We start from the raw sequence: 13,329 nt of genomic DNA on the forward strand, positions 1-13,329 counted from the left end.
CAACTCCACATCCTTTTCCACTTAACGTATACTTTGGGACCTTAGCTGGTGGTCTGGGCTGTTTCCCTTTTGACTACGGATCTTATCACTCGCAGTCTGACTCCCACGGATAAGTCTTTGGCATTCGGAGTTTGTCTGAATTCGGTAACCCGATGAGGGCCCCTAGTCCAAACAGTGCTCTACCTCCAAGACTCTTACAACGTGAGGCTAGCCCTAAAGCTATTTCGGAGAGAACCAGCTATCTCCAAGTTCGATTGGAATTTCTCCGCTACCCACACCTCATCCCCGCACTTTTCAACGTGCGTGGGTTCGGGCCTCCAGTTGGTGTTACCCAACCTTCACCCTGGACATGGGTAGATCACCTGGTTTCGGGTCTACGACCACATACTCATTCGCCCTATTCAGACTCGCTTTCGCTGCGGCTCCGTCTCTTCAACTTAACCTTGCATGTAATCGTAACTCGCCGGTTCATTCTACAAAAGGCACGCCATCACCCATGAACGGGCTCTGACTACTTGTAGGCACACGGTTTCAGGATCTCTTTCACTCCCCTTCCGGGGTGCTTTTCACCTTTCCCTCACGGTACTGGTTCACTATCGGTCACTAGGGAGTATTTAGCCTTGGGAGATGGTCCTCCCAGCTTCCGACGGGATTTCTCGTGTCCCGCCGTACTCAGGATCCACTCAGGAGGGAACGAAGTTTCAACTACAGGGTTTTTACCTTCTCTGACGGGCCTTTCCAGACCACTTCATCTACCCCGTTCCTTTGTAACTCCATGTAGAGTGTCCTACAACCCCAAGAGGCAAGCCTCTTGGTTTGGGCTATGTCCCGTTTCGCTCGCCGCTACTCAGGGAATCGCGTTTGCTTTCTCTTCCTCCGGGTACTTAGATGTTTCAGTTCCCCGGGTCTGCCTTCAATACCCTATGTATTCAGGTAAAGATACTGTTCCATTACGAACAGTGGGTTTCCCCATTCGGAAATCTCCGGATCAAAGCTTACTTACAGCTCCCCGAAGCATATCGGTGTTAGTCCCGTCCTTCATCGGCTCCTAGTGCCAAGGCATCCACCGTGCGCCCTTTCTAACTTAACCTAAAAGGTCATTTCTCTAATTGAATAGAGAGAAAACTAAAATGGCGATCACTCGGTTTTTTCTTGGTTCTTCTTACTTACGATTATCTAGTTTTCAAGGAACAAAAAAGTCTTGAGGCACTTGCTCCCTCAAAACTAAACAAACAAGTTAGTCAACAGTACGAACCGTAGGTTCGCATTCCGATTGCCCTTAGGCAATATCCTTAGAAAGGAGGTGATCCAGCCGCACCTTCCGATACGGCTACCTTGTTACGACTTCACCCCAATCATCTGTCCCACCTTAGGCGGCTGGCTCCAAAAGGTTACCCCACCGACTTCGGGTGTTACAAACTCTCGTGGTGTGACGGGCGGTGTGTACAAGGCCCGGGAACGTATTCACCGCGGCATGCTGATCCGCGATTACTAGCGATTCCGGCTTCATGCAGGCGAGTTGCAGCCTGCAATCCGAACTGAGAATGGTTTTATGGGATTGGCTCGACCTCGCGGCTTCGCGACCCTTTGTTCCATCCATTGTAGCACGTGTGTAGCCCAGGTCATAAGGGGCATGATGATTTGACGTCATCCCCACCTTCCTCCGGTTTGTCACCGGCAGTCACCTTAGAGTGCCCAACTGAATGCTGGCAACTAAGATCAAGGGTTGCGCTCGTTGCGGGACTTAACCCAACATCTCACGACACGAGCTGACGACAACCATGCACCACCTGTCACTCTGTCCCCCGAAGGGGAACGCCCTATCTCTAGGGTTGTCAGAGGATGTCAAGACCTGGTAAGGTTCTTCGCGTTGCTTCGAATTAAACCACATGCTCCACCGCTTGTGCGGGCCCCCGTCAATTCCTTTGAGTTTCAGCCTTGCGGCCGTACTCCCCAGGCGGAGTGCTTAATGCGTTTGCTGCAGCACTAAAGGGCGGAAACCCTCTAACACTTAGCACTCATCGTTTACGGCGTGGACTACCAGGGTATCTAATCCTGTTCGCTCCCCACGCTTTCGCGCCTCAGCGTCAGTTACAGACCAGAGAGCCGCCTTCGCCACTGGTGTTCCTCCACATCTCTACGCATTTCACCGCTACACGTGGAATTCCGCTCTCCTCTTCTGCACTCAAGTCCCCCAGTTTCCAATGACCCTCCACGGTTGAGCCGTGGGCTTTCACATCAGACTTAAAGGACCGCCTGCGCGCGCTTTACGCCCAATAATTCCGGACAACGCTTGCCACCTACGTATTACCGCGGCTGCTGGCACGTAGTTAGCCGTGGCTTTCTGGTCAGGTACCGTCAAGGTACCGGCAGTTACTCCGATACTTGTTCTTCCCTGACAACAGAGCTTTACGACCCGAAGGCCTTCATCGCTCACGCGGCGTTGCTCCGTCAGACTTTCGTCCATTGCGGAAGATTCCCTACTGCTGCCTCCCGTAGGAGTCTGGGCCGTGTCTCAGTCCCAGTGTGGCCGATCACCCTCTCAGGTCGGCTACGCATCGTTGCCTTGGTGAGCCGTTACCTCACCAACTAGCTAATGCGCCGCGGGCCCATCTGTAAGTGACAGCCGAAACCGTCTTTCAGCTTTCCCTCATGAGAGGGAAAGGATTATCCGGTATTAGCTCCGGTTTCCCGAAGTTATCCCAGTCTTACAGGCAGGTTGCCCACGTGTTACTCACCCGTCCGCCGCTGATCTTCAAAAGCAAGCTAATGAAGATCCGCTCGACTTGCATGTATTAGGCACGCCGCCAGCGTTCGTCCTGAGCCAGGATCAAACTCTCCAAGAAAGAGTTATGAGTTAGCTCATAAAATAAAACGTTGGCTCTTGTCTTCTATAATAGAAGCAAGAATATTATTGTTTGTTGACGCTTGTTTGTTTAGTTTTCAAGGAACAATTAAAGTTGGAGCGGGTGATGGGAATCGAACCCACTACATCAGCTTGGAAGGCTGAGGTTTTACCAGTAAACTACACCCGCATATGAAGTTAGTTGCTGAATGGTCGGGAAGACAGGATTCGAACCTGCGACCCCTTGGTCCCAAACCAAGTGCTCTACCAAGCTGAGCTACTCCCCGTTGTGAAAAAATAATGGCGCGCCCGAAAGGAGTCGAACCCATAACCTTCTGATCCGTAGTCAGACGCTCTATCCAATTGAGCTACGGGCGCATTTATCAAAATAGCAACTTTTACATGTTGTCACAACCACATTTGGTTGTCAAGAACTTTTTTGGTGCGGCCGAGAGGACTTGAACCTCCACGGGGTTGCCCCCACTAGGCCCTCAACCTAGCGCGTCTGCCATTCCGCCACGACCGCATTAACATGACAGGGTTATATCTTAACCAATAATGGTTCTTTAATCAACAGGTAATTAATGGTGCGGGTGAAGGGAGTCGAACCCCCACGCCTTGCGGCGCCAGATCCTAAGTCTGGTGCGTCTGCCAATTCCGCCACACCCGCATATTAATATAGAAAGTTAATTTCGCTGATGCGAAAAAACTGGTGAGCCATGAAGGACTCGAACCTTCGACCCTCTGATTAAAAGTCAGATGCTCTACCGACTGAGCTAATGGCTCGTAAATGGCTGGGCTAGCTGGATTCGAACCAACGCATGACGGAGTCAAAGTCCGTTGCCTTACCGCTTGGCTATAGCCCAATAAAAATGGCGGTCCCGACCGGGATCGAACCGGCGATCTCCTGCGTGACAGGCAGGCATGTTAACCGCTACACCACGGGACCAAATAAAAGGTTGTTTTTAAAAAATGATGACTATTGTTTTCGCTGGCACGAAATAAACTTGGTGACCCCTACGGGATTCGAACCCGTGTTACCGCCGTGAAAGGGCGGTGTCTTAACCGCTTGACCAAGGGGCCATATTTAAATTGTCCTGGCGGAGAAGGAGGGATTTGAACCCTCGCGCCGCTTACGCGACCTACACCCTTAGCAGGGGCGCCTCTTCAGCCTCTTGAGTACTTCCCCATACCTTGAATAATAATGGCTCCGCAGGTAGGATTCGAACCTACGACCGCTCGGTTAACAGCCGAGTGCTCTACCACTGAGCTACTGCGGAATAACTTTATTTTTTCGTGTCGATGTCTTGTCGACTCTTACTATTATAGGGAGGTGCACAATAAAAGTCAAGCGTGTTTTAAGAGGTTTTTTATTTTATTTTTCGCGGCAAAAAAACGCTATTCCATCAGCATTTCCTTTACCTTCATCAGCTTGCCCCGGCATTTTCCGCAAACATATATTGCAGTATTAATAGATCTTTTACGGCGATAAATCAATTTACATCTGCTGCATTGATAGAGAATGACTTTTTGTTTCGACCTTCTTTTTTTCTCCTCCGGAAGAGTTGAACAAAATCTTGGAGCACCTACTTTCATTAACAAGTCCCTGAAATCCTTATCCCGATGCTTATAACCTTTCCCCTCTAAATGCAGGTGGTAGTGGCAAAGTTCATGTTTGATGATGCCGATAAGTTCTTCCTGCCCCAACTGGTCGAAATATTTCTTGTTGATTTCAATGTTATGGCTCCGAAGCATGTACCTGCCGCCTGTTGTCCGCAACCTTGAATTAAAAAACGCTTTATGCCTGAACGGCTTATGAAATAGTTCATCTGATATTTTAACGACAAGGTTATGCAATTCCTGATCCGTCATCCTAAAACTCCTGCCTTTTGTAGAAACATGACAACCCATTATAGCATATATTAATGTTACCTTTTAACGCATTATCTTAAGGAGGTATTGTTATGCCTGTCTGGTTCCAGAATCAAATGAAACGAGCCTTCTATGAAAAAAATCGATATCAAATCAAACTTCTAAATCAATGCTGGTTTTTCTATAGGAATAAACAAGGATGACTTTCTGCCCTCAATTATAAACAAAGACTGCAGGCTTCCCCGCAGTCTTTATCATTACTTTTACTCAGGCTTCAGCATCGTTAGTGCTACGCGGCCTTTTTTCTGGTCAACACTGTCAACCCAAACGGTTACCACATCCCCTACAGATACAATATCCAATGGATGCTTAACGAATCTGTTGCTGAGCTTCGAGATATGAACAAGACCATCCTGCTTTACGCCAATATCGACGAAAGCTCCGAAGTCGACAACGTTACGCACTGTCCCCTGCAGTTCCATGCCTGCTTTTAAATCCTCCAGCTTTAATACATCCTTCTTTAGAAGCGGAGCCGGCAATTCGTCACGCGGATCTCTTTCCGGTCTTACTAAAGCATCGATGATATCTTTCAGCGTGAGCTTACCGATTCCAAGCTCGTCAGCTGTCTGGTCGATATTGATTTTAGCAAGAGCTTCTTTTAAAGCTGGTGTACCTAAATCTTTTGTTTTGAATCCAAATCTGTCCAATAGCTGTTTTACTTCTCCGTAGCTTTCCGGGTGTATGCCGGTGCGATCAAGAGGTTCTTTCCCATCAATGACACGAAGGAACCCAATCGCCTGCTCATAAGTTTTGGCTCCCAGGCGGGGGATTTTCTTCAATTGATTACGGCTCGTGAACTTCCCTTCTTCTTCCCTCTTTTTGACGATGTTGTTGGCCACCGTCTTCGATAGACCTGATACATATTGCAATAAGGAAGATGAGGCAGTATTTACATTGACCCCTACCTGGTTAACTGCTGTCTCAACAACAAATGTAAGGGATTCAGATAATCTTTTCTGGCTGACGTCATGCTGGTACTGTCCGACACCGACAGATTTCGGGTCGATTTTTACAAGTTCAGCAAGAGGGTCCTGCAGTCGGCGCGCGATGGAAACGGCGCTTCGTTCTTCTACCTGGTAGTTCGGGAATTCTTCACGGGCAAGATCAGATGCAGAATACACACTTGCGCCTGCTTCATTCACGATAAGATAGTAGATTTCTGTATCGAGTTCCTTGAGAATATCCGATACGAATTGTTCTGTCTCTCTTGAGGCAGTACCATTTCCGATTGCGACCATTTCCACATGATAATCCTTCAGAACCTTAATGAATTTCTCGCGCGCTTCCGTACTTTTCGAACTGGAAGTATGAGGATAGATTACTCCTATTGATAATACCTTCCCTGTTTCATCAACCGCTGCCAGCTTACAGCCTGTCCTGAATGCCGGATCAACCCCAAGGACGACTTTCCCTTTTAGCGGAGGCTGTAAAAGAAGCTTGCGCAGGTTTTCGGAGAAAATATGGATTGCCTGCTCTTCCGCTTTTTCCGTTAGTTCGTTCCTGATTTCACGTTCAATCGAAGGCTGAATCAGGCGCTTATAGGCATCTTCAATCGCTTCATTTATAGCTTGCACTGTAATGGAATGGCTTTTGGAGATCCATTTCCGCTGCAGATAACTCATGATGACGTCCGTTTTCGGCTTGATTGACACTCTCAATAATTCTTCTTTTTCACCGCGATTCAATGCAAGTATCCTGTGCGGCACTACTTTGTTGACTGGCTCAGAGTATTCATAGTACATTTCGTAAACTCTTTTCTCATCCAGCTCTTCATTTTTCACCGCAGATTCGATGGAACCTGATTTAAACGTTTCATTTCGTATCCATTTGCGGCTATCAGCGTCATCGGATACCATTTCAGCAATGATATCTTTCGCACCAGCAATTGCTTCCGCTGCAGTCCCGACCCCTTTTTCTTCAGACAAGAATTCACTCGCTTTGTCTTCCAGGCTGCCGTTAACAGGGAATTCAAGCATCCACTGCGCAAGCGGTTCAAGACCCTTTTCTTTTGCAACGGTCGCCTTCGTTCTTCTTTTTTGCTTATAAGGACGATAAAGGTCCTCTACTTCCTGCAGCTTGATCGCTTTTTCAATGCTTGTTTTCAGTTCAGCCGTTAACTTTCCTTGTTCCTCAATAAGCCTGACGACTTCTTCTTTGCGCTGTTCTAAATTTTGTATGTATTGCCATCTTTCAACGATATCCCGAATTTGCACTTCATCAAGCGCACCGGTCATTTCCTTTCGGTAACGCGCAATGAACGGCACTGTATTACCTTCATTAATCAATGAAATGACACTTTGCACTTGTTTAGCAGTTAATGATTGCTCTTTGGCAATGATTTTTACGTATTGATCCTGCTTTTCCATTGTTTGAGTCAAGAGACAATCCTCCATAATCTTTATTGGTTTTGCTTGCCACTCATTACAGTGTACCAAAATTGGGAGTATCTTTACAGTGACTGTGGAACCCCGTCCTTTATAAAACAAAAAGAAGCCCACCAGCTACAGTAGACTTCCCACAATAAAAGTTGCATCATCCATTGAGTTTTCGTATTCGCTTTTGATTTGCTCTGCGATGGCCCCGACTGACCGGTAACCCTTCAATAATGATTTTGCACCGTGGATATCAAAACCGTCTGAGTAGATCAGGAATTTTGATTCTGGTTCAAAAACGAATCTCTGGGTATGGAATACCTGGGGCTTGCCAGATAAGTACCCTGTTACAGGAAGCGGGTATGTCAGCTTGCCATTCGGGGAGTAGAGGAAGAAACGGATATTTCCGACGCAGCTATATACGAAATCGCGAGTTTCAAAGTAAACCTTGAATATCGAAACGGCTGCTCCTCTTTTCTGAACCAAAATGTTGTTGCAGTATTTCATGAGCGTGTCGACATCTTCGTGATGATGTTGCTCTACTACTGCAACAACTGCCGCAGAAGCCTCATGGGCGTATTGCCCGGACCCTAATCCATCAGCAAGTACACAGACAAAATAATCATCGGTAGCAGTATAGAAATAGCTGTCACCGCACTCTAATTTACCTTCTTTGATTGTCTGGTAAGCATAAAGCTCTATTTTGTCTTTGATCTGTTGGATCATGTAATGTACTCCGAATTGTTGTTTTCTGCATGGATTGCTTCCTGGAGCTTCTTGATGGCCCTTCTCTGAAGCCTTGATACATGCATCTGGGAAATGCCCAGCTTGTCTCCTGCCTCTTTTTGACTCAGGTTATCAAGGTAGGTATATTGGATAATTAACTTTTCGCGGTCGCTCAGTACATGCAGTACTTTTTCAAGGACCATTCTCTGATTGATTTTTTCATATCCTTCATCAATGTTCCCGACGATATCGAGCAAGGTAACCGTTCCGCCGTCCGAGTCTGCTTCAATGGAATGGTCGACGGATAAGGCCTGATAGCTTTTGCCCATTTCCATCGCTTCCAATACTTCTTCCTCGGAAACCTGAAGTACCTCCGCAATCTCATCCACTCTTGGAGAGCGATGCAGCTGCGTCGTCAAATCCTCGACGGTTGTCTTGATTTTTGGACCAAGTTCTTTAATTCTCCGCGGAACGTGAACGCTCCACGTCTTATCTCTTAAAAATCGTTTGATTTCACCAATGATGGTCGGAACAGCAAATGCCTCGAAGCTTTTGCCAAACGTTTCGTCATATCGGCGAATCGCACCTAAAAGACCGATCATTCCCACCTGGAAAATATCTTCGTGGAACGATCTCCCTTTTGAATACTTTCTGGCGATGGTTTCTACAAGGTTCTGATAATGGAGAACCAGCTCATTTTGGGCGTCTGCGTCCTCATGCAGCTGGTATGCTTTGATTAATTGATTAATCTCTTCTTTCGGCCGCTGCTTAGGTTGAGATTGTCTCTGCATCTCTCTCCACCTGCTCTCCTTCTCGGTACTTGGTCATAAAGACCGTGACGCCCTCTTTGTGATGGATTCGAACCTCGTCCATCAAGGTTTCGATCAGATACAGTCCCAATCCTCCTTCACGAAGGAATTCCACAGAACTATTCTGATCATAAGGCCCAAGTCCCTGACGTGCTGAATGGAAATCAAAGCTCTGGCCGTTGTCTGCAACCATTACCTCCAGCTTATCTTCATACAAACCAAAACCGATGATGACTTCGCCGTTTTCATTGTTTTTATATGCATGCTGCACAGCGTTTGTACAAGCTTCGCTGGTAGCGATTTTCAAATCTTCAATCTCATCATAAGAAAAACCCATGCGGCTTGCGATTCCAGAAAGGGTCAAACGGATGACACCAACAAATTCCGGTTTAGCAGGGATTTTCATTTCAATATAGTCGAACGTCTGGTTCATTGCACTCCACCCTCAATCTGGCTGTTTATATCGATAATATCGGCCAAGCCGGTGATTTCGAAAAGTCTTTGCAAACGGTCGGACAACCCGACAATTTTGAACTCTCCGTCATGAGCCCGGACATTTTTAAATACTCCTACAAACACTCCAAGCCCAGTACTATCCATATAATTGACCTCAGACAGGTCAACAACCATCTTAACGCCTTCTTTATCGGACAACGGGAAAAGCTTTTCACGAAGCTGTGGAGCTGTATATGCATCAATTTCGCCGCTTACTTTTACCGCTAATTTAGATTCTGTTTCTTTAACATCTATCGAAATATTCATAAATGACCCACCCTTTACAATTCAATTGCTCTAATGATTTACCCCGTTTGGAGTCCACTTAAACATCTCTTTTTAAAATTATTAAAGTGAAATCATCCCGCAATTGGAAATGCTGTAGTTTTTCAAGTTCCCTAAAGATATTATTGACAATTTCCTGAGCATTTAAGTGAATATATTTATTTATATATCCGATTAATGTTTCCTTTTCGATGAACCCTTCTTCCGTCCTGCATTCCGTTACCCCGTCAGACATCAGGATGACCATATCTCCAGGAAGGATTTCTTTTTCATACTGGGTATACTTCGTCCGCTTGTCCACGCCCAGCAGCAAGCCCCTGGCAGTCAGCTCAGAGAACTCCTTCTTTTTGGAATCATAGTAGAATCCAGGCTCATGCCCGGCAGAGGCATAATAGAAAATATTATCGGAAGGATTGAACATTCCATAAAACATTGTAATGAACATGCTTGGGTCAACGTTCTGCTCGACAACTCTGTTCAGGTTTTCCAGGATACTGCTTGGGTCGAGCCTGTTTTCCGGAAGGCTGTCCATCGCATATTTGATCATCGACATACACAGTGCCGCCGGTATTCCTTTGCCGATTACATCCGCAATTGCAACACTGATATTGTTGTTTTCATCCTGGACAAAATGAAAATAGTCCCCGTTCATATGTTTCGCTGGAACGCTGATCGCACCAATATCGATACCAGGTACAGACGGAATCTTTGTGCCAAGCAGCGTTTGCTGCACATTGGCTGCAATCTCCATCTCTGACCTTAACTCCTCCTGCTGGTGCCTTAGGCTCTGGTGTTCACGGTAGGCAATACCATAGCCGATCATTACTTCGAGGAGAATGTCAAAGGAATGCATGATATCTTCTGGAAGTTCAGGATACATCTCGAGAAGCAGGCTTTTATGCAGGCTGATGATTTCTTCCGGGGCGATCTTGTGTTCAATCGACTTGCGGCTGAACTTCTGTCCTGCATACAAAGCTTGTTCTGTTTGCTCTTTTATATAATTGTCAAGAATATCCCGATACTTTGATTCCATCATTTCTCGGAATTCCATACTTGTTTCCCCCTATCGGAGCCATTTAGTTGCTCTTATCTGTGTTCCTTGTCCAGGAGTTGAGTCTATGTCGAATTCATCCATTAGACGTTTCACTCCGGGAAGGCCGGCTCCAAGTCCTCCAGATGTTGAAAAGCCATCTTCCATGACCTGGCGTATTTCCTTGATTCCTGGGCCGCTATCCACTGCATTGATTCGCAATCCCGCTTTTCCGCCGTCATAGAGCTTGTCGATGCAAATCTGCCCTTTTCCGGCGTACAAGTAAATATTTCTGGCCAATTCACTGATGGCGGTGGTGATTCTTGCCTGGTCGACAGTACCAAAACCAAGCTCTTTCGCAACATTCCGGCCAAGCTGGCGGGCTGCTACGATGTCCCATTCATTTATGATCGTAACGCAGGATTGGATGTCCATTCACCTATTCCCCCAATTCCTGTTGTAATTTCTCCAAACCTTTTTCTAGGTCTAATGCAGTTAGGACATCATCAAGGCCGATCCCTAATTCAATTAGAGTTATAGCAACAGCAGGCTGGATTCCTGTAATGACTACAATCGCACCCATAAGCTTGGACATATTGATTACATCCCCAAGAACTTTGGCGATAAAAGAGTCAATGAAATCAATTGATGTTAAATCAATAACGACGCCATTTGCACTTGTCTCATGTATTTTATGGAGCAAATCTTCTTGAAATTGAAGAGCAGTCTGGTCATCCAGTTCCCATTGGATGGAAACCAATAGACAGTCATTCAGCTTAAGGATTGGTATTCTCACTTTGCTCCCTCCATAGAAACAATCTTTTTATTTGTCAGCTCAAGAGCTGCTTCGATTCCTTTTTTCAAATTGTTCTTCGTTGTAAACTGGTTTAAATCGATGCCCAGGTTGACGATCGTCTGCGCAATTTCAGGACGGATCCCTACAAGCATGCACTTTGCGCCGATCAATCTTACCGCTTCAGCCGCCTGGATGATATGATGGGCAACCATCGTATCAACGACAGGGACACCTGTAATATCTATAAGGACGACCTCTGAACGATGCTTTACCGCACCCTTCAGCAGGTTTTCCATAATTTGCTTAGCACGCTCTGTATCAATTGTACCGACAAGAGGCATGACAGTGATTCCTTCGAATACCGGGATCAACGGCGCAGAAAGCTCCTGCAGGGCAATTTTCTGCAGGGAAACGGTTCTTTCCCATGTCGATGAATACACGCTGACAATTTCATTGTTCATCGGTGTTGCCCAGCGGTCGAATTCAAACACCATTTCCATCTGATTTTCCCGCGTTACGATACCTTCCTTTTGCATACCTTCAAAAACAATCAGATTAAAGGTATGAAGACCTTTCGTGACAAACGTTAACGGCCAGCCAAGCCTGACCACTTTTTCAGCAAAATCCGTCAGCCTTTCTTTGTATTCTTCACTCGTTCCCTTGAAATTCGAAATGATCAAATCGATGAATTCCTTGCTTGTCGAATGAAACACTCTATCTGAAACAAGACGCAGCACTCGCTCGTCTGCCTCTTCCTTGGTTCTATTTATCCACTCATCCAGGATTTCCTGCTTATGAGTCTGAATGTAATCCGAAAGTATTTTATTCATTCCATCCTCCCCATTCTATCTCAACAAATTTTCTCATTACCCTTTCGCCGCTAAATGTAAACCAATTTTAATAATGTAAATAAATATTCATAATAATCTAAGTTTTATATATCTCCATTTAATGATAACAGTTTTCGTTCGTCAAATAAAATCAACTTATCGACAAGGTTTAAGGTTGCTGCACTGATTCTATAGTTACTATTCCTTACAAATGGGTTTTCTATTTTTCTGAGTGAAAATTTGTGGGTATTCTCATGTCATGGCTGCAAAGCAAGACTGCTTGAAATAAAAAAGAGACAAGCCATCAGCTTGCCCCCACACAGAACACATCCGTTTTTATTTTTGGTTATGTAAAAGGCCTGCTGCCAGGCCGCTTGCTTCTGGTTACAAAAAAACGCTCTTCAATAGAGCGTGCTTTTAAAATTCAATAAGACCTAAACTTACCTGAAGGGCTTCATCCACTTTTTCCATCATTTCGTCATCGAGATGAGTAATTTTATCGGTTAGGCGCTGTTTGTCGATTGTGCGAATTTGCTCCAATAAGATAACTGAGTCTCGTTCAAAACCGTACCGCTTCGCATCAATTTCAACATGTGTCGGAAGCTTGGCTTTTTGGATTTGAGCTGTGATCGCTGCGATAATGACTGTGGGACTAAACCGATTCCCGATGTTGTTTTGGATGACCAGGACTGGGCGTACGCCACCTTGTTCCGAGCCAACAACTGGGGATAGGTCCGCAAAATAGACGTCACCACGTTTGACAATCAAGGGATTATCCTCCGCTGACTAGACGTTCAACTGTGTGTTCTGCCTCGTATTCTGCTTGAAATGCCTCAGATGCAATGGTCAGATTAATTTTGGCCATTTCCATATAGCCGCGTCTCATGGATTCACGAATTTGTCTCTTTTTCTTTTCACGCAAATACATTTTTGTAGCCTGAAAAATAAATTCGCTGCGGTTTACGTTTTCTTGCTTAACAAATCCATCTAGTTCACTTAAAAGATGCTGCGGTAATTTTACCAAAATCTCAGTTGTTGCGCTGGATTCAGACACAAACATACACCTCCACCATCATCACTACATACCATTATTAAGTTCTTTATCTCTCTACCATTTCTAATATTATCACTAAATCTGCCAGATGCAAAGGTAATTCAACAATTCTTCTGTATTATCGGCCAAAAAAATAGTGTTTTATGCATCGTATT

At 45.5% G+C, this 13,329-nt stretch carries 13 protein-coding genes, 11 tRNA genes and 2 rRNA genes (1 of these 26 only partly in view); 1 reads left to right on the forward strand and 25 read right to left on the reverse strand.

The genetic code is table 11. The features are described 5' to 3' along the window. The 14 genes from ACXAEA_RS00265 to ACXAEA_RS00330 all read right to left on the reverse strand — a co-directional run. Positions 1–1,090, reverse strand: a 23S ribosomal RNA gene (locus tag ACXAEA_RS00265) (it extends 1,845 nt beyond the left edge of the window). 206 nt (positions 1,091–1,296) lie between these two features. After that, positions 1,297–2,846 (reverse strand): 16S ribosomal RNA (locus ACXAEA_RS00270). The 16S and 23S rRNA genes sit together here with 11 tRNA genes alongside, the layout of an rRNA operon. 115 nt (positions 2,847–2,961) lie before the next feature. Next, positions 2,962–3,035 (reverse strand) — tRNA-Gly (locus tag ACXAEA_RS00275). A gap of 20 nt (positions 3,036–3,055) precedes the next feature. Then, positions 3,056–3,132: transfer RNA gene (locus ACXAEA_RS00280), tRNA-Pro, on the reverse strand. Between the two features lie 14 nt (positions 3,133–3,146). After that, positions 3,147–3,223 (reverse strand) — tRNA-Arg (locus tag ACXAEA_RS00285). Positions 3,224–3,285: 62 nt separating this feature from the next. Continuing rightward, positions 3,286–3,371: transfer RNA gene (locus tag ACXAEA_RS00290), tRNA-Leu, on the reverse strand. Positions 3,372–3,430: 59 nt separating this feature from the next. Next, a tRNA-Leu gene (locus tag ACXAEA_RS00295) sits at positions 3,431–3,515 on the reverse strand. A gap of 40 nt (positions 3,516–3,555) precedes the next feature. Next, positions 3,556–3,631: transfer RNA gene (locus ACXAEA_RS00300), tRNA-Lys, on the reverse strand. Between the two features lie 5 nt (positions 3,632–3,636). Then, a tRNA-Gln gene (locus ACXAEA_RS00305) sits at positions 3,637–3,711 on the reverse strand. A 7-nt stretch (positions 3,712–3,718) separates the two neighbouring features. Continuing rightward, positions 3,719–3,794 (reverse strand) — tRNA-Asp (locus ACXAEA_RS00310). 59 nt (positions 3,795–3,853) lie between these two features. Then, a tRNA-Glu gene (locus ACXAEA_RS00315) sits at positions 3,854–3,928 on the reverse strand. A 15-nt stretch (positions 3,929–3,943) separates the two neighbouring features. Further along, positions 3,944–4,034: transfer RNA gene (locus ACXAEA_RS00320), tRNA-Ser, on the reverse strand. 16 nt (positions 4,035–4,050) lie between these two features. Beyond that, a tRNA-Asn gene (locus tag ACXAEA_RS00325) sits at positions 4,051–4,125 on the reverse strand. Between the two features lie 118 nt (positions 4,126–4,243). Continuing rightward, positions 4,244–4,717: a SprT family protein gene (locus ACXAEA_RS00330; RefSeq protein ID WP_475094024.1), complete on the reverse strand. Its 474-nt coding sequence runs from the start codon at positions 4,715–4,717 to the stop codon at positions 4,244–4,246. Between the two features lie 92 nt (positions 4,718–4,809). Here ACXAEA_RS00330 and cmpA point away from each other — a divergent pair, with 92 nt between their 5' ends. Continuing rightward, positions 4,810–4,920 carry a cortex morphogenetic protein CmpA gene (gene cmpA / locus ACXAEA_RS00335; RefSeq protein ID WP_475094025.1) on the forward strand — a complete coding sequence of 37 codons (111 nt, stop codon included), beginning with the start codon at positions 4,810–4,812 and terminating at the stop codon, positions 4,918–4,920. A 60-nt stretch (positions 4,921–4,980) separates the two neighbouring features. On the opposite strand, the gene ACXAEA_RS00340 is transcribed toward cmpA, so the two are convergent. From ACXAEA_RS00340 to ACXAEA_RS00390, 11 genes are all read right to left on the reverse strand, one after another. Beyond that, complete coding sequence (locus tag ACXAEA_RS00340; protein ID WP_475098028.1) at positions 4,981–7,143, reverse strand: Tex family protein; 2,163 nt, start codon at positions 7,141–7,143, stop codon at positions 4,981–4,983. 135 nt (positions 7,144–7,278) lie between these two features. Further along, positions 7,279–7,875, reverse strand: coding sequence for a SpoIIE family protein phosphatase (locus ACXAEA_RS00345; protein ID WP_475094026.1), 597 nt, complete (start codon positions 7,873–7,875; stop codon positions 7,279–7,281). Further along, entirely contained in the window at positions 7,872–8,666 is a 795-nt protein-coding gene (gene sigB, locus ACXAEA_RS00350; protein ID WP_475094027.1) for an RNA polymerase sigma factor SigB, read from the reverse strand. The genes ACXAEA_RS00345 and sigB overlap by 4 nt, the downstream gene beginning before the upstream one ends. Then, a complete protein-coding gene (rsbW, locus tag ACXAEA_RS00355; RefSeq protein ID WP_475094028.1) occupies positions 8,644–9,117 on the reverse strand; it encodes an anti-sigma B factor RsbW in 474 nt (157 codons plus the stop codon). Before rsbW ends, sigB begins: the two co-directional genes overlap by 23 nt. Continuing rightward, on the reverse strand, positions 9,114–9,446 hold the full coding sequence (locus tag ACXAEA_RS00360; protein ID WP_475094029.1) for an anti-sigma factor antagonist: 333 nt from the start codon (positions 9,444–9,446) through the stop codon (positions 9,114–9,116). The genes rsbW and ACXAEA_RS00360 overlap by 4 nt, the downstream gene beginning before the upstream one ends. Before the next feature lie 58 nt (positions 9,447–9,504). Beyond that, positions 9,505–10,515, reverse strand: a complete 1,011-nt coding sequence (locus ACXAEA_RS00365; protein WP_475094030.1) for a SpoIIE family protein phosphatase — start codon at positions 10,513–10,515, stop codon at positions 9,505–9,507. Positions 10,516–10,527: 12 nt separating this feature from the next. Beyond that, positions 10,528–10,929, reverse strand: a complete 402-nt coding sequence (locus ACXAEA_RS00370) for an anti-sigma regulatory factor (protein ID WP_475094031.1) — start codon at positions 10,927–10,929, stop codon at positions 10,528–10,530. Between the two features lie 4 nt (positions 10,930–10,933). After that, positions 10,934–11,290 carry an STAS domain-containing protein gene (locus tag ACXAEA_RS00375; RefSeq protein ID WP_125482177.1) on the reverse strand — a complete coding sequence of 119 codons (357 nt, stop codon included), beginning with the start codon at positions 11,288–11,290 and terminating at the stop codon, positions 10,934–10,936. Beyond that, complete coding sequence (locus ACXAEA_RS00380) at positions 11,287–12,120, reverse strand: RsbT co-antagonist protein RsbRA (protein ID WP_475094032.1); 834 nt, start codon at positions 12,118–12,120, stop codon at positions 11,287–11,289. Before ACXAEA_RS00380 ends, ACXAEA_RS00375 begins: the two co-directional genes overlap by 4 nt. 417 nt (positions 12,121–12,537) lie before the next feature. Then, positions 12,538–12,888, reverse strand: coding sequence for a type II toxin-antitoxin system PemK/MazF family toxin (locus tag ACXAEA_RS00385; RefSeq protein WP_023626326.1), 351 nt, complete (start codon positions 12,886–12,888; stop codon positions 12,538–12,540). 4 nt (positions 12,889–12,892) lie between these two features. Then, entirely contained in the window at positions 12,893–13,174 is a 282-nt protein-coding gene (locus ACXAEA_RS00390; RefSeq protein WP_475094033.1) for a CopG family ribbon-helix-helix protein, read from the reverse strand. Positions 13,175–13,329 lie beyond the last annotated feature (155 nt).

The organism is Mesobacillus sp. ABV4_180, from assembly GCF_056158485.1.

Coding starts and splice junctions, on each gene's coding strand:
- ACXAEA_RS00340 (WP_475098028.1), bottom strand. CDS start 7,143: ATGGAAAAGCAGGATCAATACGTAAAAATCATTGCCAAAGAGCAATCA.
- ACXAEA_RS00330 (WP_475094024.1), bottom strand. CDS start 4,717: ATGACGGATCAGGAATTGCATAACCTTGTCGTTAAAATATCAGATGAA.
- ACXAEA_RS00370 (WP_475094031.1), bottom strand. CDS start 10,929: ATGGACATCCAATCCTGCGTTACGATCATAAATGAATGGGACATCGTA.
- ACXAEA_RS00360 (WP_475094029.1), bottom strand. CDS start 9,446: ATGAATATTTCGATAGATGTTAAAGAAACAGAATCTAAATTAGCGGTA.
- ACXAEA_RS00365 (WP_475094030.1), bottom strand. CDS start 10,515: ATGGAATTCCGAGAAATGATGGAATCAAAGTATCGGGATATTCTTGAC.
- ACXAEA_RS00380 (WP_475094032.1), bottom strand. CDS start 12,120: ATGAATAAAATACTTTCGGATTACATTCAGACTCATAAGCAGGAAATC.
- ACXAEA_RS00345 (WP_475094026.1), bottom strand. CDS start 7,875: ATGATCCAACAGATCAAAGACAAAATAGAGCTTTATGCTTACCAGACA.
- rsbW (WP_475094028.1), bottom strand. CDS start 9,117: ATGAACCAGACGTTCGACTATATTGAAATGAAAATCCCTGCTAAACCG.
- sigB (WP_475094027.1), bottom strand. CDS start 8,666: ATGCAGAGACAATCTCAACCTAAGCAGCGGCCGAAAGAAGAGATTAAT.
- cmpA (WP_475094025.1), top strand. CDS start 4,810: ATGCCTGTCTGGTTCCAGAATCAAATGAAACGAGCCTTCTATGAAAAA.